The 18918-nt window shown below is 70.3% G+C and carries 15 protein-coding genes and 2 pseudogenes; 3 read left to right on the top strand and 14 right to left on the bottom strand.

Going from position 1 to position 18918, the window contains the following annotated elements:
* Position 1: 1 nt before the first annotated feature.
* From ACFWV8_RS21130 to ACFWV8_RS21160, 7 genes and pseudogenes are all read right to left on the bottom strand, one after another.
* A pseudogene (locus ACFWV8_RS21130) lies at positions 2–85 on the bottom strand (GntR family transcriptional regulator); the annotation flags it as partial.
* A complete protein-coding gene (locus ACFWV8_RS21135) occupies positions 55–3549 on the bottom strand; it encodes a phosphodiester glycosidase family protein (protein ID WP_384204211.1) in 3495 nt (1164 codons plus the stop codon). The pseudogene ACFWV8_RS21130 and the gene ACFWV8_RS21135, both read right to left, overlap by 31 nt.
* Before the next feature lie 342 nt (positions 3550–3891).
* A pseudogene (locus tag ACFWV8_RS21140) lies at positions 3892–4098 on the bottom strand (restriction endonuclease); the annotation flags it as partial.
* Positions 4099–4275: 177 nt separating this feature from the next.
* The gene (locus ACFWV8_RS21145; RefSeq protein WP_384204214.1) at positions 4276–4485 is read right to left on the bottom strand and encodes a hypothetical protein; all 210 of its coding nucleotides are present in this window, start codon (positions 4483–4485) and stop codon (positions 4276–4278) included.
* 203 nt (positions 4486–4688) lie between these two features.
* Entirely contained in the window at positions 4689–6416 is a 1728-nt protein-coding gene (locus ACFWV8_RS21150) for a SpoIIE family protein phosphatase (RefSeq protein WP_384204216.1), read from the bottom strand.
* Positions 6417–6564: 148 nt separating this feature from the next.
* The gene (locus ACFWV8_RS21155; protein WP_384204219.1) at positions 6565–7263 is read right to left on the bottom strand and encodes a TetR family transcriptional regulator; all 699 of its coding nucleotides are present in this window, start codon (positions 7261–7263) and stop codon (positions 6565–6567) included.
* A complete protein-coding gene (locus tag ACFWV8_RS21160; protein WP_384204222.1) occupies positions 7260–8744 on the bottom strand; it encodes an MFS transporter in 1485 nt (494 codons plus the stop codon). The genes ACFWV8_RS21155 and ACFWV8_RS21160 overlap by 4 nt, the downstream gene beginning before the upstream one ends.
* Before the next feature lie 228 nt (positions 8745–8972).
* On the opposite strand from ACFWV8_RS21160, the gene ACFWV8_RS21165 reads away from it, so the two are divergent.
* Entirely contained in the window at positions 8973–9251 is a 279-nt protein-coding gene (locus ACFWV8_RS21165; protein ID WP_384204225.1) for a chaplin, read from the top strand.
* Between the two features lie 169 nt (positions 9252–9420).
* On the opposite strand, the gene ACFWV8_RS21170 is transcribed toward ACFWV8_RS21165, so the two are convergent.
* From ACFWV8_RS21170 to ACFWV8_RS21190, 5 genes are all read right to left on the bottom strand, one after another.
* Positions 9421–10287, bottom strand: a complete 867-nt coding sequence (locus ACFWV8_RS21170) for a tyrosinase family protein (protein ID WP_384204228.1) — start codon at positions 10285–10287, stop codon at positions 9421–9423.
* 22 nt (positions 10288–10309) lie between these two features.
* Entirely contained in the window at positions 10310–10855 is a 546-nt protein-coding gene (locus tag ACFWV8_RS21175) for a tyrosinase family oxidase copper chaperone (protein WP_384204231.1), read from the bottom strand.
* A gap of 166 nt (positions 10856–11021) precedes the next feature.
* Entirely contained in the window at positions 11022–11873 is an 852-nt protein-coding gene (locus ACFWV8_RS21180) for a glycoside hydrolase family 19 protein (protein WP_384204415.1), read from the bottom strand.
* Positions 11874–12134: 261 nt separating this feature from the next.
* Complete coding sequence (locus ACFWV8_RS21185; RefSeq protein WP_384204234.1) at positions 12135–12656, bottom strand: GNAT family N-acetyltransferase; 522 nt, start codon at positions 12654–12656, stop codon at positions 12135–12137.
* Between the two features lie 28 nt (positions 12657–12684).
* Positions 12685–13479, bottom strand: coding sequence for an SDR family NAD(P)-dependent oxidoreductase (locus ACFWV8_RS21190; RefSeq protein ID WP_384204237.1), 795 nt, complete (start codon positions 13477–13479; stop codon positions 12685–12687).
* Positions 13480–13677: 198 nt separating this feature from the next.
* Between ACFWV8_RS21190 and ACFWV8_RS21195 the strand changes: the two genes are divergently transcribed.
* Entirely contained in the window at positions 13678–14661 is a 984-nt protein-coding gene (locus tag ACFWV8_RS21195) for a fibronectin type III domain-containing protein (RefSeq protein WP_384204239.1), read from the top strand.
* Between the two features lie 34 nt (positions 14662–14695).
* On the opposite strand, the gene ACFWV8_RS21200 is transcribed toward ACFWV8_RS21195, so the two are convergent.
* Both ACFWV8_RS21200 and ACFWV8_RS21205 read right to left on the bottom strand, forming a co-directional pair.
* A complete protein-coding gene (locus tag ACFWV8_RS21200) occupies positions 14696–15784 on the bottom strand; it encodes a DUF6397 family protein (RefSeq protein ID WP_384204242.1) in 1089 nt (362 codons plus the stop codon).
* A gap of 150 nt (positions 15785–15934) precedes the next feature.
* Positions 15935–16354 (bottom strand): roadblock/LC7 domain-containing protein, encoded by a 420-nt coding sequence (locus ACFWV8_RS21205; RefSeq protein ID WP_329377549.1) that lies wholly within the window; start codon positions 16352–16354, stop codon positions 15935–15937.
* A 613-nt stretch (positions 16355–16967) separates the two neighbouring features.
* Here ACFWV8_RS21205 and ACFWV8_RS21210 point away from each other — a divergent pair.
* Positions 16968–18902, top strand: a complete 1935-nt coding sequence (locus tag ACFWV8_RS21210; protein WP_384204417.1) for an ABC transporter ATP-binding protein — start codon at positions 16968–16970, stop codon at positions 18900–18902.
* The last annotated feature ends 16 nt before the right edge of the window (positions 18903–18918 follow it).

An 18918-nucleotide genomic window follows, 5' to 3' on the forward strand; every position in this document is an offset into this window, starting at 1 on the left:
CTCAGGCCAGAAAACCCCGCAGCAGCGCCGCCGTCCCGCCGCAGTGCTCGCGCATCACCTCGCGCGCCGCCTCCGCGTCGCCGTCCTGCCTGCCGCGATCCGGATCTCGCCGCGTTCCGTCACGCCGTTGACCGTCACCGCGAGCGTGGCCGAGCCGCGCCGCAGCGCGGTGAGCGTCCCGGTGGCCGGGTCGAACGCCGCCACGTCACGGCGGTTGGCCTTGTCCGGGTCACCGATGTGCACGTTCGGTGAGCCCGACCAGTCCGCGCTCATCGGGAAGCCGACCGGCACCTTTCTGGCCCCCTGCGTGACGGTCGCCGCGACCGCCGCCTCGTCGCCGGGCGCCAGTGTCACGGGCGCGTCGAGCGCCAGCGCGTCGGTGTGCGCACGCGTCTGTACGGAGACCCAGTCGGGCCCGCCCTCCCACGGCTTGCGCCGCGCCTCGGACTGCTCGCTCCTGGAGACCTTGTCGACGCCGACGAGCGACCAGCCGGTGAAGCCGCCCTCGTCGGCAGGGGCCGCCGGGTTCTTGCCGGAGTTGCCGTTGATCAGATACGGGACGCCGTCGACGCGTGAGGCGTGGAAGACCCCGACGTGGCTGCCGATGAAGCCGGCGCCCTTGCCGGTCGTACGGCGGAAGTCGGCGAGCCAGTTCTCCAGCAGAGCGGCCTCCTTGCGGTCGCCGAGCTGGCTGCCCTTCTGCACGGTCGGGTCGCGCGGCGGCACATGCTCGATGACCATCACGGAGCTGACGCGCGAGTCGTCGGCCGCCGCGTCCAATTGGGCGCGCAGGGCCTTGATCTGGGCGTAGCCGCCGCCACGCAGGGAGAGACTGGAGGTGTCGAGTGTGACGAAGCGCGTGCCGCCGTGGTCGAACACCCGTTGCGCGGGGCCGAATTCGCCGACGAAGTTGTCGATCTTCCCGCCCATCACCTCGTGGTTGCCGGGCACGTAGTACCAGGGCACTTCGTCGCCCAGCTCCTCGGTGAGCACCTGCCGTGCGAAGGTGAGGTCCGCGGGCGAACCCTCGTCCACCAGGTCGCCGTTGACGACGAGGAAGTCGGGCTTCGCCGCCTTGATCTCACGCAGCGTGCGCCGCGCCTGCCGCACGATCGCGCTGTCCGGCTCGCGGGCCACGAACTGCGCGTCGGACATCACGGCGAACTGCCAGTCCCGGCCCTCGGTCTCGGCGGCCGGATCGATCAACGGGTCGGCGGCGGGCCGCTGTTCGGGCACCTCGACCGTGGGCGGCACCTGGGCCGTCAGCCCGTCGATGACGATCTCTCCGGTGTACTGCTTGTCGGCCGCGGTCTCCGCGAGATAGAAGCGGAACACCGACAGCGGCATCGCGGCCCCCTGCGGCACCGCGAAGGTCACCTGGCGCCAGCCGGTCCAGGTGACGTACGGCCCGCGGAGCAGCTGGTCGGATCCGGCCGCGTCCTTGAGGTGCAGCGTCGGCCAGGCACCGTTGCCGTCGCCCTTGATCCACATCTTGAAGGACTGCGGCTGGCCGGGCACGGTGATCTGCTGGGGCGGGCTCGCGTACGCGGCGCGGGTGGCCGTCGAGAGTCCGAAGTCGTACGTGAGCGTCAGACCGGTGCCCGTCTGGCCCTCGGGTGTCGCCGCGACCGAACCGGCGGCACGGGCGTGGCTGAACTTCCAGCTCGCGGCGTCGTCGAAGGCCGAGACCTGCTGCTCTTCGAGTCCGACGCTCACCGCGAGTGCGGTGGTGACGCCGTCGGCCTTCGCCGTGACGAGTCCCGCGCCGGCACCGGTCCTGGAGGTGACGGTGAAGGAGCCCTTGCCGTCGTCGGCGATGGCGAAGAGGGCGCGGTCGTAGGTGAGTTCCACATCGCGCGGCTCCACGGGCGCGGAGGCGCCGTGCTCATCGAGGCCGACGATGCCGAAGGTGCCGGTCGCCCCGCCGTCGGCGAGGCCGACGCGCGTGGTGGTCGGCCGGATCCGCGCGAGGTCGTCGAGGACCGTCAACTCGATGGATCCGCCGGCGCGTCCGCGTTCCGCGTGGACCTCGGTGGTGCCGCTGTGGCGGGCGGTGAACAGCCCGTCGTCATCGACCCGGCCGACCGATGACCGTTCGGTCCGCCAGCGCGGGTCGCCCTTCGCGGGGCCGTACGTCTCGTCGTGGCCGGCTGCCGTGAGGGCGCGGGTCAGTCCGGGGAAGACACGCTCGGGGTGGCCGCCCTTGACGGGGTCGTCGCCCGGCGCGGCTCCGGCGGGCGTACGGGTCTCGACCCAGAAGCCGTCGAGGCGTCCGCTGCCGTCGGGCGCGGTGAGGGCGAGGCCGTTGGGCACGGTGCGCTCGCTCCCGTCCGACGGGGCGTTCTCCACCTGGAGGGCGTCGCTGCCGGGTTCACGGGCGACGAGTGTCGATGAGCCGCCGCCGTCGAGGTTGAGCGCGTTGTACGCGCCGGCGTCCTTCATCATCACGGCGAGTTCGGTGAGGGTGACACCGCCGCTGTCGGCCTGCCGGCCGTCGACGGTGATCACGCGCATCTCGCTGCCGTCCTGGGAGAATCCGACGGCGGTGCGGGGCGCGGCGGTGTTGTTGCCCTGGCCCTCGTGGTTCTGCGCCACTCCGTCGACGACGAGGAGTTCACGTCCGCCGACCGCGGTACGGGGCACGGGGCCGCCGTTGGTGCGCGGGCTGTACTCCATGGTCACGGGGTCGCCGGGGCGGAGCGCCTTGAGCTGTACGGCTCCGGCCTCCCGGCCGACCAGGAGGGTGGTGCCGGGCTCGATGGGGCCGGTGCCGGGCTTGTCGGCGACGGTGACGACCTTGCCGTCCCGTACGGCGACCTCGGCGACCGGTGTCGCCGTGTCCACGGTGAGCGCGCGGTTGGCCTGGCCCCAGGCCGCGTTGTACGCGCCGATGCCGCCGGCGGGCACGTTGGCGGCGTTGTACGCGGCGAGGGGGTGCGGTCCGTCCGGCAGCGTGAGGGTGCCGTCGAAGTACAGCTCCAGGACGCGGCCCGCGTTCCCGGGTCCGATGCCGACGGCCCGGTTGGCACCGGCGGCGGGCGACTGCGTGAGCGCGCCGTCCTTGATGCCGGGGCCCTGCGGCGCGCCGGTCTCGTTGATGTCGAAGAAGTCGGCGTTGATGGCGGCGACGGTGCGGCGGCCCTTGCCCGCGTCGTGTCCGGCGGCGAGCTCGGAGACACTGCGGCGGTCGGCGACCTTGCCCGAGGAGAGGTAGTCGGCCCGGACGCCGCCGCGGTCGAGGTCGACCGAGAGCGAGTCGACGCGCAGCCATTTGTCGGATTCGAGCCGGTCGTACGAGGTGAGGCTCACGCCCGGCGCGACGGGCCGGGAACTGCGCGCGGTCTCGATGCCGTCGCCGTCCACGACGGATCTGGGCGCGCCCACCGGTCTGCTGGCCGGTGGTGGCGCGACGGGCCGCAGCACCTCGGCGGCGTTGCGGGGCCGGGGGTCGGGGGTGGAGTCGGCGACGGCGGGGCTGATGGCTCCGGCCGTCAGTGCGGTGACCGCCGCGAGCAGCACGACGGATCGGCGGGCAATGCCTGGACCCACAAGTTCTCCTGTTGTACGGGTGGTTGGCGCTGGTGGTAAGCGCTGTCAGCCGCCCAGCATCGCCGTGTGTGCCCTGGTTCGCCAGGGGTTCGCGGACACGTCGGGGCGAACAAGGGGCACCGTGGAAGTAACGTGGGACTGCCCACGGGGCCGGGGTGGCGTCCCACTCGCAACTGATGATGCGTCAGGGAAATGCGGGGGTTGCCCGGATACGCGGCGGGGGGGATGGCGTGTCGCGGACCAGGAGGCTGGAGCCCTGTTGCGAACAGCCACCGCCGGTCCTTGTTCAACATGCCCATGGCCCAACCAGCGCCTCGTACGGCGACGCTGCCGCGGAGCCGCTCAGGAGAGGGCGGTCGGCCCACGGGGAGGCGGGACGGCCCGGAGCAGCTCCCACAGGGGGCGTGAACCTGACGCCCATGCTGCAAGGGTGTGACGGTCGACTACGTGCAGTCGTTGCTGTTTGGCGAAGGCCATGGCAGGGGCTGTGACCCTGCCGTTCGTAACGATCACAGCGACGTCGGCGTCGTGAACCTGGCGGGCCGTGCCCGCCGATGACGATCAGGACCCACCAGTGAACCAGCAGCCAGTTGACGGCCCCCACCACGAACCCGACGAACAGGGCCGCGGCGAGGAGGAGGCCGATCAGCCGATCGTCCCCGCGCCGCCGCCTGCCCATCGTGTGGCGCCTCCGCCGCGTCGGCGGGCGCCTGGGCCTGCGAGGGCTCATCGGCTGGCCTGCGTAACGCCGCTCGCGAGTTCCTCCAAAATGCCGATGATCCCTTGGCCGAACGGTGTCGGAGCGAGCAGCAGGCCCAGCGCAAGCACGATCACGACGGTCATCTTCTCGTCGGACCTGCTTCTGGCCTCGGTCCGACGCCGAAGCCGCAGAATCACAATGACGGCGAGAAGAACCGCCACATTGATCGTCAGCACCTGTCCTGCCCTTCTCGGGCACCGACGCCCCCAGCCCGGCCACTGGCAGGCTGACACCCGACTCCCTTGTGTATCCCGAACTACACAGCCACACCTAGGAGTTACGCCCAGTTGACGCAAAGTCACTCTCTGGCCGGATCGGCCCACAGGGCAGCGATCCCCGGCCGCTCAGTGATCACGGCAAGGGCGTTTTAAGAAAGGCCCTAAGGGGCGCCCGTCGTGGGCCGTCCGTCGTACGCCCGGCGCTTCGGGGTCCAGCGCATCAGCAGCAGCGCCATGTCGTCGCCGCCGCCGTGCTCCCCCACCATGTCGGCCAGATGGTCGGCCAGCTCCTCGATGCCGTCCGGGCCGGCCTGTACCGCGCGTGTCAGGCGGTCGAGGCCCGCGTCGAGTGAGGCTCCCGGGCGTTCCACCAGGCCGTCGGTGTAGATGAGAAGGGTCTCGCCCGGAGTGAGGTTCGCCCGGGTCACCGGGTAGTCGGCGGCGCCGCGCCTGCCGGTGCCGTCCGCGATTCCCAGGGGGAGGCCACCCTTGGTGTCGAGCGTGACGCACGTGCCGTCGCCGCGGCGCACCATCGGTTCGAGGTGCCCGGCCCGGACGATCTGGAGTCCCCCTGTCGACAGGTCGACTTCGACATACGTACAGGTGGCGAAGCGCTCGGTGTCCAGTTCGTGGAGGAAGGTGGAGGCGCGGGCCATCGCCGTGGCGGGCGAGTGCTCCTCGGAGAGGTACGCCCACAGCACCATCCGCAGCTGCCCCATCACTGCGGCGGCGTCCGTGTCGTGGCCCTGGACGTCGCCGATCATCAGGCCGAGCCGGTCGCCGGGCAGCGGGATCAGGTCGTACCAGTCGCCGCCGACGTCGCGCCCCGCTCTGGCCGCGCGGTAGCGGACCGCGATCCCGGCGCCGGGGACCTCGGGGATCCGGTGCGGCAGCATCGCCTGCTGAAGGCTCTCGGCGAGATCGTGCTCCTGCTCGAAGAGCATCGCGCGCTGGAGGCTCTGGGCGATGCTGCTGCTGAGCGTGATCAGCAGGTTGCGCTCCTCGCCGGTGAACCCGCCGTGCCGGGGGTAGAGCATGCCGAGCACACCGATGGGTCTGCCCTGGGCGATCAGAGGGAGATAGGCGCCCGAGGCAACCGGCAGGTGTTCGATGTGTTCCCACAGCGGGGGGTAGCAGCGCCGGAACTCGTCGCGCGAGGTGATGTAACGGGGCCGCAGCGTGCGCACGACCTCGCTCATCGGGAACTGCCCGTCGATCCGCGTGTCACGCAGTTCCGGTACGTAGAGCCCGATGCGCCCTTCGCTGACGAGATGGACGCGGCCCTTCTCGACGATGCCGAGCATCACGCTCACCGCGCCGAGGTTGCTGACCGCCTCCGTGTCCTTGAGCGCGTCGGTGACGTCGTGGACGGTGGTCGCACGGGCCAGCAGCGCGGTGACCCGGCGGACCATGCCGGTGAGCCTGCGACGGGTCTCGACCAGCTCGATGCGCTTGGCCGCCTCGTCCAGCTCCCTGGTGGCGTCGCGCACTATGCCGATCACCCGGTACGCCACGCCTTCCGCGTTGCGCAGGAGACGACCCTGGGTGTGGAGCCAGCGCAGCGATCCGTCGCGCGTATGGATCTGGAAATACGCCCCGTAGACGTCCTTGCCGCCCTTGACCGACGGCTGGATCAGCGTGTCCAGCCGCTCCCGCTCCTCCGGCGGCACCCGGTTGGCGACGGCCATGTCGCCCTCGTACTCGTCGGGGCGCAGGTCGAAGACCTCCAGCGCCCCCGGGTCCAGATGCATCGCCCTGGTGTGGAGATCGATGTCGAAGCTGCCCATGCGGTTGCAGGCGAGCGTCACAGCCGCGTCGGCCGGCCATTCCAGTCCGGACGAGTCGGTGGGCTCGCGAAGAGGACGGCCGGGCGGCTGTTCGGCACTCACGGGCCCCTCTTCCCAGTCGTGGGCACGGCAGGTCGGTCGCGGTCGGCGGCTTCTGCTATCAATTGTGCGCGCATCACCCGTATGGATCGCAAGCGGGGAATACGGGTCGGTACGTACCGTACGAGTCACCGTGAGGTTCCGCGACCGCTCAGCGGTCGGATCCACCGGGTCCGTCGGCCTGGTGGGCGCCGTCCGAGGAGGCGAGGTGCCCGGTGATCAGCAGCTGGAGGGCGGGAGCGTACAGGTCAGCCAGCTCTTCGGCGGTGGCCAGTTCGCCGGCGCCGGGCCGGTGGAGGCTGAGGGTCGCGCCGAGCCCGAGGAGCTGACCGGTGATCAGCTCCGCCCTCAGCTCACGCCGCGGCCCGTCGATGAGACCGGCCAGCCGGGCGGTGACCTGCTCACGGAAGCGCTCCCGCAGCAGGGTCCGCTCGTCCATGTTGCCGAGGGAGAAGACGACGCGGAGGAGGGGATCGGAGAGGTTCTCGCGCCGCAGCCGGACAATGGTCAGCACGAGGTGCCTGCCGAGCTCCGGGGGCGGGGCGGCGAAGAGTCTGTCGGCGGCCGGGCCGAAGTCGGCGACGGTGTTGAAGAGCCGTTCCTTGGTGCCGAAGCGCTTGACGATGAGCGAGGCGCTGACGCCGGCGTCGGCGGCGATGCCGCGCATGGTCACCTCGGCGTACGGGCGCTGGGTGAAGGCGCGGCGGGCGGCCCGCAGAATCGCGAAACGCCCGGTGCCCGGGTCGGTGCCGTCCGCGCCGTCCGCGGTGTCGTCCGCCGTGAGGTCCGGGCCGGGGGCGGCGCCGGGGTCCGTCCCCTCCTCGGACGCGGCGGCAGGTCCGGTCGTCATGCGCCCTCCTCGGCGAACCTGCGGCCTGCTGCGTGCTCCTTCTCGACCGTACCCGCCTTGAGCGCCACGGCGCGGCCCGGCAGACAGAGGGTGACCGCGAGGGCGAGGACGGCCGCGCCCGCGGCGATGAGGAAGACCAGCAGATAGGCGTGGAGGGTGGGTGCGGTACGGCCCGCGGCCTGGAAGGTGATGTTCGCGAGTACGGCGGCGACCACCGCGCTGCAGAAGGCCTGTCCGACGGAACGCATCAGGGTGTTGAGGCCGTTGGCCGCGCCGGTCTCCCCCGCCGGCACCGCGCGCATGACCAGGGCGGGCAGGGCCGAGTACGCGATGGCGGTGCCCGCCGCCACGACGGTCGCGCCGCCGATGATCGGCCACAGGCTGTGGCTGGTGAAGAAGCGCACCACGTACCCGACGGCCATCACGCCGGCGGCGATCGCCAGAGCCGTCTTGGGGCCGTACTTCGCGGAGATGCGGGCCGAGACCGGCGACAGCGCCACCATCGCGAGACCACCGGGCAGCAGACACAGTCCGCCGACGACTATCGACGCCCCGAGGCCGTAGCCGGTGCTCTTGGGCTCCTGCACCATCTGGGCGGTGACCAGGGAGTTCGCGTAGAAGGCGAAGCCGATGAGCAGGGCGGCGATGTTCGTCAGCAGTACGGCGGGGCGCGCGGACACCCGCAGGTCGACCATGGGGGACGTGGTGCGCAGCTCGTACGCGCCCCAGAGCAGTCCGACGGCGAGCGCGACCACGAGCAGGCCGACCGTGGGCAGAGAGGTCCAGCCCCAGTCCGCGCCCTGGGTGACGGCGAGCAGCAGGCTGACGAGGGTGACGGAGAGGCCGAGCGTGCCGATGGCGTCGAACCGGCCCCGGGAACGCAGAGGCGACTCCGGGACGCAGCACAGGACGAGCACGATGTCCACCAGGCCGAGGACGGCCGAGGCCCAGAACATGGTGTGCCAGTCGAAGTTCTGGACGACGAGCGCGGCGACCGGCAGTCCGACGGCCGCGCCGATGCCGAGGGTCGAGCTCATGAGGGCGACGGAGGAGAGCAGCCTCGCCGGCGGGAGTTCGTCGCGCATGATGCTGATGCCGAGCGGTACGACGGCGAGCGCCGCGCCCTGGAGGGCCCGTCCCGCGATCAGCACCCCGATCTGTGAGCTGAGGGCGCACATGACCGACCCGACGACGAGCACACCGAGCGAGGCGATGAGGACTTTGCGCTTGCCGTACATGTCGCCGACGCGGCCCAGTACGGGCGTGAAGACCGCGCCCGTCAGCAGCGTGATCGTCACGAGCCAGCTCGCCGCCGCCGGTGAACTGCCGGTCAGGGAGGGGACGTGGGGCAGCAGGGGTACGACGAGGGTCTGCATCACGGCTACCACGACGCCGCAGAAGGCGAGGACGGCCACGAGGAAGCGGCGCCGCTGCCCTGCCACGGGCTCCGGCTCCGGCTCCGGCATGGGCGCTGCGGGCATCTGTTCTCCGTAGATGTGTGGCGACGTGGTGACCTCCGTGACGGCATGTGACAGAGGGAGGGGTGCACAAGCGTTCACCCCGAGGGTAAACACTCGTGCACCCCTTTGTCACATGCCCTTCTCTCACTAATTGGCGCAAATCCGTTACCGAGGGTGAGTTTGCGCGTTGAACGTGCGTGAAGGCCGCACATCGTGCGGCTGGGCTCGAAACGTTCAAGGAGAAACTTGATGTCGCGTATCGCGAAGGCAGCTGCTGTTCTCGCCGGCACGGGCGCCGTGCTGGCCGGCGGTGCCGGAATTGCCGCTGCCGACGCCGGCGCCGAGGCCGCGGCCGTCGGTTCGCCCGGCGTGCTTTCCGGCAACCTGCTCCAGGTGCCTGTGCACGTCCCGGTCAACCTCTGCGGCAACACCGCCGACGTGGTCGGCCTGCTGAACCCGGCGTTCGGCAACACCTGCGTCAACGCCGACGGCGGCAAGAAGCACGATGGCGGTGGCTACGGCCACTGAGCCTCCGGCACGGGGCGTACGTCGTCGATGTACGCCCCCCGGCAGGTTCTTGATTGAGGCATGAGGCAACGGCCTCCCGCATTTCGATGCGGGAGGCCGTTGTACGTGGCGGCTGTACGTGGCGGCCCTGGCGCCCGCGCGAGTGCCGGGCGGCATCGCGCGACCGGGCTCAGGCTTCGTACCGGTACAGCGACTCGTGGCTGAGCATCTCCGACGGCTTCGTCCGCCACGGCGGCATCGGCTCGTCCAGGCTGATGGCCCGGCCCGACTGCGGATCGTCGTCGCCCAGCCTCCGCCGCGGCAGATAGGCCGACTTCGGGTGCTTCCGCTGCCAGCGGTCCCAGAGAAGGTCGATGAAGGCGTGATGGAGCCAGAAGACCGGATCGTGGGGCGCGGTCGCACCCAGCATCTGGCCACCCACCCACCGGTGGACACGGTTGTGATTGCGCCACCGCGTCTTGTCGCTGCCGGTCGTCCACCCTTCGAGGCGGTTGCGGAAACCCCTCGTGACCGTGGAGTCCCAGGGCGCGGCGTCGTAGAGCGACTCGTTCATCGCCCAGGCCAGTTCGTCCTTGGTGGGCAGCGCGATCGGGGAGGTGGGGCGGCCGAAGGCGCGGGCGAGGAACTTACGCTCCAGCACCCCGTCGCCGATGGTCCAGTCGCCCGCCGAGTAGGCGAACGCCCCGGTCGTGACCTGCCCGTCGGACGAACGGCCGTCACCGCCCAGGAAGTCCTCGGACCAGAGGGACGCGGCCGGTGTGTTGTCGGTCGTCCAGTCCCAGTACGGCACCGTCACCTTGGGGTCGATGCGCTGGAGCGCCCCCTCGAACTCCAGCAGATACTTGCGGTGCCACGGGAAGAACGACGGCGCCATGTGACCGGTCCGGAGCCCGTCGTCACCGTCGGCCCGGTAGTACCGGACATGCTGGCGGACGAACTCGTCGTAGCCGCCCTGGCGTTTGAGCTCCAGGACCGTGGTGACGAAGCGCTTCTTCTCCGCGCTGGTGAGATTCCGCTGATTCTTTCTGATGTGCACCGTGGAGGGTCCTCCCTGCGGTTCAGTGAAGTGCCGGTCCGGCGAGCGCCAGTTGGGTGGCGCCGAGGTCGTCGACCGCCGCGCGGGCGGTCGCGAGGGCCGTCGGGAACGATTCGAAATGGTTGACCACGCTGACGTAACTGCCGTCTGCGCGACGCATGATGTGCAGGGGGCGGCCGTCGACGCGGACCCCGGCGTCCGTTCCCTGGATGTGCCGGCCGCCGTACATCTCGTCGAAGAGCTCGGCGGCCGGTGGACCGGGCGCCTCCGCGTGCAGTGAGACCGGCGGTTTGTGGCCCGCCCGGAGGATGGGCGTCAGGGCCGCTGCCGTACCGCCAGTCACCCCGAGGGCGAACACCGCGCGCAGGAAGAGGCGTCGGGTGCGGCTGGGCGGTGAGGCGGGCGGAGGGGTATTCACTCCGGTGAACGTGACGGCGTCGGTGTGCGCGTGGGGCTGGGCATCGGGCGGTTCATGGGGCTGGTGCGACTGGGGTGGCACGAGGCCCGGGATCTCCGCGGGCCGTGCCCCTTCGACGGGCCCCGGCTCCAGTTTGGTGCCGCCTGCCATGGCGAACCTCCACTCGTCGGCCGTACCCCGCCGCACGGATGCGGCGGGGTACGGACACTGATCCGGTTCGGGGCAGATGGATCACTACCCCGAACCAGTCAACGAGGAGGTCGCAGAAGGGTTCTCTGGACTACATCCGATTCTCGTAGTGAAGCTCGGGACTGACTCAGCAGCTGAGGTTGCCGCCGGGCGTGGTGCCGAGGATCTGGACGAAGGCCTGGTACTTGGCGATCCGGCTCTGGACCTGACCGGGGTTGCCGCCGTTGCATTCGAGACTGCCGTTGATGCTGCGGATGGTCTCGCCGAAGCCACGGCTGTTGACCATCGCGTTGTGCGGGGTCATCGTGCCGGGGCCGTTCTGGGTGTTCCAGTACCAGAGGCCGGTCTTCCAGGCCACGGCCGCGTCGTTCTGGACGAGCCAGGGGTTGCCCAGCAGGTCGATGCCCAGGGCGTCGCCCGCGGCCTTGTAGTTGAAGTTCCAGCTGAGCTGGATCGGACCGCGGCCGTAGTACGCGGCCTGGCCCGCCGGGCAGCCGTATGACTGCGAAGTGTCGCAGTAGTGCGGGTAGTTGGCGGTGTTCTGCTCGACGATGTGGACGAGACCACCGGTCTCGTGGCTGACGTTGGCGAGGAAGGCCGCGGCCTCCTGGCGCTTGATGGTGTCGCTGCCGGTGTTCGCGAAGGCCGGGTAGGCGCTCAGCGCGGCTTTGAGACCGTTGTAGGTGTAGAAGGAATTCCGGCTCGGGAACATCTGGTTGAACTGCGACTCACTGACCACGAAGCCACCCGGGGCGGGCGGCTCCGACGGACCGCCACCACAGGCGCCGTTGTCGGCCCAGACGTCGACCGTGCCGGGTCTCTCGTTCTGGGTCCACCACTTCGCGGTGTAGTTACGGCCGTTGTACGACGCGGTGTCGCCGCCCCAGTAGACGGTGGACGCGTTCCAGCCGGTGGCGCACGCGGCGGCGGACGTGGCCGCCGCCGAGGTCGAGGCGGGCAGGAGCACCGCGAGTGCCATGGCCGAGACCAGTGCGGTGAACAGTGCAAGGATTCGCTGACGCAAACGACTCACTCCTTCGCGCGGCCGTCGATGAGCGACGGCCGCCATGGGGGTGAGGGAACCAAACCGGAATCCTCATTACCTGTCAAGGTCTAGACCAACTGGCCAAATCCTGTCTGTCCGTCCGCAGTTCGACCGCCGGAGGGCGGTTCTCGGTACAGGTGAGCAGGGCAAGTCCGTCACGCGTGTCGCGGGCGCCCCGGATCCGTGCCCGACAACTCACAACGGCCGTGGGCGGTACGGGGCCGGCGGTGCCTCAGATGTGACGCGATCTCGCCCGTCGGCCGCGGGATGCCAGCTGTAGCGGATGTCCGGCTCGTTCTCCTCGTTGCCCCGGCCGTCGGTCTTCTCGACCGGGACGAAGCCATGGCGCTCGTAGAAGCGCCGGGCCGGGCCGTTGACCTGGAACGTCCACAGGGACAAGCCTTCCGGCCGACGGCGCTTCGCCAGGTCGAGCAGCCGGGCGCCGATGCCGCACCCCCGGTGGTCCGGATCGAGGTACAGCTGGTCGACGTCCCCGCCCTCGATCACCATCATTCCGACGACAGTCTCCCCGGCGGTCGCCACCCAGGTCTCCTGGGTCGGCAGGACGATGTCCCGGATCCAGGCGTGTACCTGCTGCTCGCTGTGGGGGCGGGTGACGCTCGGGAGGGCGGCCGCGAAGGATCTGAGCCACAGTCCGGAGATGTCGGCCGCGTCGGCGGGTGTCGCGCGACGGACGACAAGCGTGTTGGTCTGCACAGCGAGCCATCCTGTCATCAATCAGAAATCAGGGAACGATCGAGTCGACGTATCCGCCGTCGACGCGCAGCGCGGCCCCCGTGGTCGCCGACGCGAGAGGCGAGCTGAGGTAGACGACCATGTTCGCGATCTCCTCCGGCTCGATCAGCCGCTGGATCAGCGACTGCGGCCGGTGCTTCCGCATGAACTCACGCTGGGCCTCCTCCCAGGGAACGGACTTGTCGATGAGCTCGTAGACGAAGTCCTCCACGCCGCCGGTGTGGGTGGGCCCCGCGATCACGGAGTTCACGGTGACGCCGGTGCCCGCGGCCGCCTTCGCGAAACCGCGCGAGACTCCGAGCAGCGCCGTCTTGGAGACTCCGTAGTGGATCATCTCGGCGGGGGTCACGATCGCCGAGTCGCTCGCGATGTACTGGACCCGTCCCCAGCCGCGCTCGGTCATCCGGCCGAGGCAGCCCCGTGTGAGCCGGACGGCGGAGAGGACGTTGACCTCGAAGTAGCGCCGCCACTCGTCGTCGCTGATCTCCAGCGCGGGCCGGACGCCGAACACCCCCAGATTGTTGATCAGGATGTCCACCTCCGGCACGGCTTCGAGGACCTGTTCCGCGCCGCCCTCGGTGGAGACGTCACCGGGCGCGGCCAGGAACTCGGCGTCGGGCGACGCGGCACGCTGACTGTCGATGGCGGCGGCGACGGACTTCTCGGAGCGCCCGTTCACCGCGACACGGGCTCCGGCACGGGCGAGTCCGGTGGCGATGGCAGCCCCGATCCCCTGGGTGGAGCCGGTGACCAGAGCGGTCTTGCCTGAGAGGTCGATCCGCACGTTCGGTTCCTTTCAGCTGTCCGGTGGGCCAAGGTCATTGTGCGCGGGGGCGGGCGCGCGGCGCGGTCGGCGCGGCCCCGGCGGTCGCCGGCTTCCGTCGAATTCGAATTCCGACGGCCACCGCCTCTTGAAGTGAACCCGACACTGTGTCATATATGTCTAGACCATTGCCCCTTGCTTTCGACGGAGGAGACGATCGTGCGACGGACCCCCACCCAGGTCGCGCTCGTTACCGCTGCCGCCCTCACTCTCGTCGCCTGCGGTGGCGGTGACGACAAGGACTCCGAGGCGCCGTCGGCGCCGACCGGCCTCAGCGTCCAGGCCGGCAGCGCAGTGTCCGCACACGTCATGTGGGAAGCAGCCAAGGACAATGTCGCGGTCAGCGGCTATGTGGTGTACCGCGGCAAGGACAAGATCAAGGACGTTCCGGCCGAGAAGTTGATGATCGACATCACGGGTCTGAAGCCGTCCACCGCCTACTCGTTCTCCGTGCGGGCCAAGGATGCCGCCGGGAACCTCTCCCCGCACAGCCAGAAGAAACCCGTCACCACGCCCGCGGTGACGCCCGAGGACAAAGAGGCTCCGGCACAGCCGGTGAAGCTGCGCGGCAAGCACCACGGTTCGAAGGGCGCCGAACTCACCTGGAGCGCACCGGAGAAGGACCAGGGCATCACCTCGTACGACATCCTCCAGGGCGGCTCGAAGATCCACAGCGTCAGCGGTGACGCGACCAAGGCCGAGGTCACCGGACTCCGTCCCGGCACCGACTACTCCTTCACCCTCCAGGCCCGTGACGCGGCCGACAACGCCTCCCCGGCCAGCGAGCCGCTGAAGATCAGCACCCCGAAGGGCCCGGGTGACGACCCGGACACCGCGCCGATCAGCTTCAAGGTCGCGCGGCACAAGAACGCCAAGGAGGGTGCGTACTACCTCGATCTGTCGTGGCTGCCGCCCGAGGTCGACGGTGAGGTGCCCTCGTACGAGATCCATCTCAACGGGAGCCTGACCACCACGCTGGTCTGGGGCAACAAGGCGCCCGTGGGCAGGACCACCGAGAGCGTCTACGCGGGCAAGAAGCCCGGTGTCGCGTACAAGGTGAAGATCCGCGCGAAGCTGCCGGACGGAGAGTGGGGCAGCTTCTCCCCGGAACTCACCATGGCCACCGGCGAAGCCAAGCCCTGACCGGGCAGGGAGGGGGCGGGGCCGGACCTGTCGGCTAGGGCGTGTCCGCGCCCCCGCCACCGGACACGACAGCAGGCACGACAGCAGCGGCGGGAGCGGTCTCCCTCCCCCGGCCCCGCCTGATCCTCAGCCGGGTCAGCAGCGGTCGGCCTCGCCCGGCGCCGTGCGCGACCGGCTCAACTGTCCGTACCCGTACGGAAGTCCGTGCCGGCACGGGCGCCGGCACCGGTTCGGGCGCCGCTGCCGGTTCGACAGTGCCTGGCGGTCCGGCTGCCGTGGCCGGTTCGGGTGCGTCCGCCTCCATGGGACTCGTGCCGCTCGGGCGCGGCGCCTGCCGGTCCCGTCGGGCGTCGGCCAGCAGCGCCGTCAGGCTGGACCGGTGCCAGTTGATCTCGTCCGGATCGTCGGCGGTCAGCAGCCGTTGAACGGTCTCGCGCCCCGCCTCCGATCCCGGCCTGCCCGGAGCGAGGTCCGGGCGCAGCCGGTTCAGACACGCACGCTCGTACGGATCCGGTACGAGCTCGGCGAGTTGGACCGCATCGAGCACGGAACCGACGATGGCCGCCCGCTCCCACCGGTCGTCGCTCTCGTGCAGCAGCAGACCGATCCGGCGGCCACGCCAGTTGCGCGGACGGCAGTCCTCCACCGCCTCCTGCGCCTTCCCCGCGGCACCGTCACCCTCGCTGTCGGCCTGGGGAGCACCGGTCGCCGTCCGCGGCAACCGGCCGGTCAGCAGGCCCGGTTCACTGCTCGCGAACGCCCGCAGCTCCTCGGCCAGATAGAGCCAGACGACCGCTCGATAGCGATTCAGGTAGAACCGCACCGGCACCAGATACCCCGCACGCGCGAGCCGGGTGAAGCGGCCGGGGCTGATGTCCATCAGCTCCGCCCCCTCGGCCGTGCCCACCGTCCGCACCCGCTCACGCAGCGTCTCGGGGAAGCCCGGCGCCCGCCGAAGCCGCTCGACCTCGCCACGCGCCACCCTGCGGCGGCCGCTCACGGCCCCACCGACCGTGCGGACATGCCCCAACTGTGTGGCCAGCTCGAACTCGCCCCGCCTCAGGCGCAGTTCCTGGGCCGCTCGGCTCGCGGCCAGTGTTTCCGAGATTTCCATGACAGACATCGACGGTCTCCCCCGTGAGTACTTGACTACTCTCGGTGACAACCGTATCTCCGGGTCAAGAATCCCGCTCGTCCTGTGGATAACTCCCCCGGGGACTCCCTGACCGGACTCCTGGACCGCACTTCCGGGCAGGGCTCCCGGACCGGACTCTCAGCCGTCCGTGACCGTCGAGTGCGTCGGCGCCGACTGCCGCACCGCGATGCCCAGATGCTCGCCGACACGGTTCACCATCAGAGTCATCTCATAGGCGATCTGACCGACATCGGCGTCCGCCTCGCTCAGCACACACAGACAACTGCCGTCCCCCGCGGCGGTGACGAACAGCAGCGCCTCATCGAACTCGATCATGGTCTGCCGCGCCTTGCCCGCGTTGAAGTGCCGGCCCGACCCTCGCGCGAGGCTGTGCAGACCGGACGAGACGGCCGCCAGATGCTCGGCGTCCTCACGCGCCAGCCCGGAACTCGCGCCCGTCACCAGCCCGTCGTTGGACAGCACAAGCGCGTGCCGTATCGGCTCGACCCGACCGGTCAGATCCTCCAGAAGCCAGTCAAGTCCGTCTTCCAACGCCATTGATGTCCACTCTCCCCGTTCAGACAGGTACCGCGCCCTGTGCCCCGTATCTCCCCGTCGGTCGCCCAGCCTCGCGCACCCGATGCTCACGGGCAAGCGGTCCAGCGGCCTGGGAACTTCACATGGAACCGGCCGTTCCCGTCAATGGGAACGATCACCATCCGCGCGGCCGTATGCCTTCGCAACTCCCCGCCTCCGCTCCGACGGCAGATCGCTCCCCCTCCACAGGGTCCGCCGCCGAGCCACCCCTTCCGTCAATTCACCACCGCAACGCAATCCCTCGATCGGGTCGCCGGTGAGTCGTGACTGACACGAACACAGGATTACGGCCACTTTCCCGGACGCCCACCCGTCATGGGCATCAACTCGGAAGCTCCCGCCGAGAATTCACACCGCGCACCCCATTACGACCGCTTGATCAGCCGCGTTCATCAAACACCCGGCACATCGCCCTCGCCCCTGGAGGACTCATGAGGATCGTCCCCCCGCCGCCCTTCGTTCACCTCGCGTTCGAGAGAGCGTCGGTCTCCGCCCGGCCCCTGATGTGTCAGGTTGACGCCGGGGGTGGCGCCGCGTGAGGTTGCTGAGGCGTCCGAAGCCCGCCGAGAGCGCTGTGTCCGACAGCGAACGCGAGCTGTTCGGCGGGCGGCTCCGCTACGACATGGGCTGGGCCGACCACGAGTGGGCCTCGCTCGAAGTCGGCCTGCTGTCCGCCGTGCGCGCGATGCCGCGCATGGTCGCGGGCACCCTGCGGCTCGCCTGGCGAACCGACCGTTCGGCGCTGATGACAGTCGGCGTCGCCGAGGCAGGCCAGGGGCTGACGGCAGCGCTCGGGCTGCTGGTGGTCAACTCCGTGCTCGGCTCACTCCTGGCCGCCGGAAGCGCCGCCGACCGTGTCTCCGACGCGATGCCCGCCCTGATCGCCGGCGCGCTGGTCGCCGTGGTGGGCGCGCTCCTCGCCTCGTGGTCGACCTCGGCGGCCGGCCGGCTGGAGCCGAAGGTGGAACGGGCCGCGAACGAACAGTACTTACGGGCCGCCGCACGGGTGGAACTGGAGGCGATCGAGGACGGCGAGTTCCGTCGTCTGATCGACACGGCGCAGTTCGGTCCGCCGTCGGCACGGCGGATGATCGGTGCCTGCGTCGCCACCATGAACGGGGTCATCTCGCTGCTCGCCGTGGGCGGTGTGCTGACCGTGCTGCACCCGCTGCTGCTGCCCATGCTCCTGCTGATCGCGGCGCCGCGCGGCTGGGGCGCGATGCGCGTCTCCCAGCGGCGGTACGTCTCGGTGATGTCCTGGGTCGAGCATCTGCGCGCCAGCCGTCTCATCGCCGGACTGCTCATCTCCCGCTCCGCCGCGCACGAGATCCGGGTGCACGCCGTGGGCCCTTTCCTCCTCCGGCACTACCGCAACATGGCCGACAGCGCGGAGACCGAGGCGACGCGGCTGGCCAAGGACAAGGCGCTCACCGAACTGCTCGCCGCCGCGCTGTCGGGAGTGGCCGCACTCGTCACGTACGGGACGATGGCCGCGCTCATCGTGTCGGGCCGGATGGACCTGGCCGTGGCGGGCACCGCGGTGGTCGCCGTCCGTTCGGGGTCGGCGAGCCTGGGCGCCCTCGTGATGACCACGAACTCGCTGCACGAGGAGTCTCTGTACGTACGCGACATGGAGAGGTTCCTGGCCGAGGCCGCCGACAGGTCCATCCCGTCGGGCGGGCTCCCGATCCCCGAGCCCACGAGAGCGATCACTCTGGAGGGCGTCTCCTTCCGGTATCCGGACCGGGAGACGCCCGCGCTCACCGAGCTGTCCCTGGCGATCCCGATGGGCTCGGTGGTCGCCCTGGTCGGCGAGAACGGCTCCGGAAAGAGCACGCTCGTGAAGCTGCTCGCGGGGCTTCATCTCCCCGACAGCGGGCGGTTGGCGTGGGACGGCGTCGACATCGCCGAGGCGGACCGGGAGCAGATCTTCGACCGGGTGTCGCTGCTCACCCAGGACTTCGAGCGCTGGCCGGTGACGGCGGCGGCGAACATCGAGATCGGCCGGCCGGAGGCCGCGGAGGGCGACCTGGAGGCGGCGGCGCGGTACTCGGGCGCCGACGCGGTCGCCGAGACTCTGCCGAACGGCTTCCAGACCCTGCTGGCCCGCGTGTTCCGCGGGGCGTCCGAACTGTCCGGCGGGCAGTGGCAGAAGTTCGGCCTGGCCCGCGCGCACTACCGGGACGCCCAGGTGATCGTGGTGGACGAGCCCACGTCGGCCCTCGACCCGGAGGCGGAGATCGCGGCCTTCGACCGGATCCGGGGGCTGGCGGACGAGCGGCGGGCCGTCGTACTCGTCACGCACCGGATGTCCGGCGTGCGGTACGCGGACCTCATCTACGTACTGCACGAGGGCCGGCTGGTCGAACAGGGCGACCACGAGAGCCTGTTGGCGTTGAACGGCAGATACGCCTCGATGTTCCGCATGCAGGCGGAGCAGTACGGCCACGAGGCGGGCACCGGGACCGGCGTCCCGCACCAGGGAGGATCGAGGGTGACCCCGACCTGACCCGTGGGTCGTTCTC

It is taken from the genome of Streptomyces sp. NPDC058665, assembly GCF_042714995.1.
Classification (GTDB): Bacteria; Actinomycetota; Actinomycetes; order Streptomycetales; family Streptomycetaceae; genus Streptomyces.

What these genes read in the sequence shown, in the direction of transcription:
- ACFWV8_RS21200 (WP_384204242.1), bottom strand. Translation starts at nt 15,784, where the DNA reads ATGTCTGTCATGGAAATCTCGGAAACACTGGCCGCGAGCCGAGCGGCC.
- ACFWV8_RS21165 (WP_384204225.1), top strand. Translation starts at nt 8,973, where the DNA reads ATGTCGCGTATCGCGAAGGCAGCTGCTGTTCTCGCCGGCACGGGCGCC.
- ACFWV8_RS21155 (WP_384204219.1), bottom strand. Translation starts at nt 7,263, where the DNA reads ATGACGACCGGACCTGCCGCCGCGTCCGAGGAGGGGACGGACCCCGGC.
- ACFWV8_RS21205 (WP_329377549.1), bottom strand. Translation starts at nt 16,354, where the DNA reads ATGGCGTTGGAAGACGGACTTGACTGGCTTCTGGAGGATCTGACCGGT.
- ACFWV8_RS21175 (WP_384204231.1), bottom strand. Translation starts at nt 10,855, where the DNA reads ATGGCAGGCGGCACCAAACTGGAGCCGGGGCCCGTCGAAGGGGCACGG.
- ACFWV8_RS21180 (WP_384204415.1), bottom strand. Translation starts at nt 11,873, where the DNA reads ATGGCACTCGCGGTGCTCCTGCCCGCCTCGACCTCGGCGGCGGCCACG.
- ACFWV8_RS21160 (WP_384204222.1), bottom strand. Translation starts at nt 8,744, where the DNA reads ATGCCCGCAGCGCCCATGCCGGAGCCGGAGCCGGAGCCCGTGGCAGGG.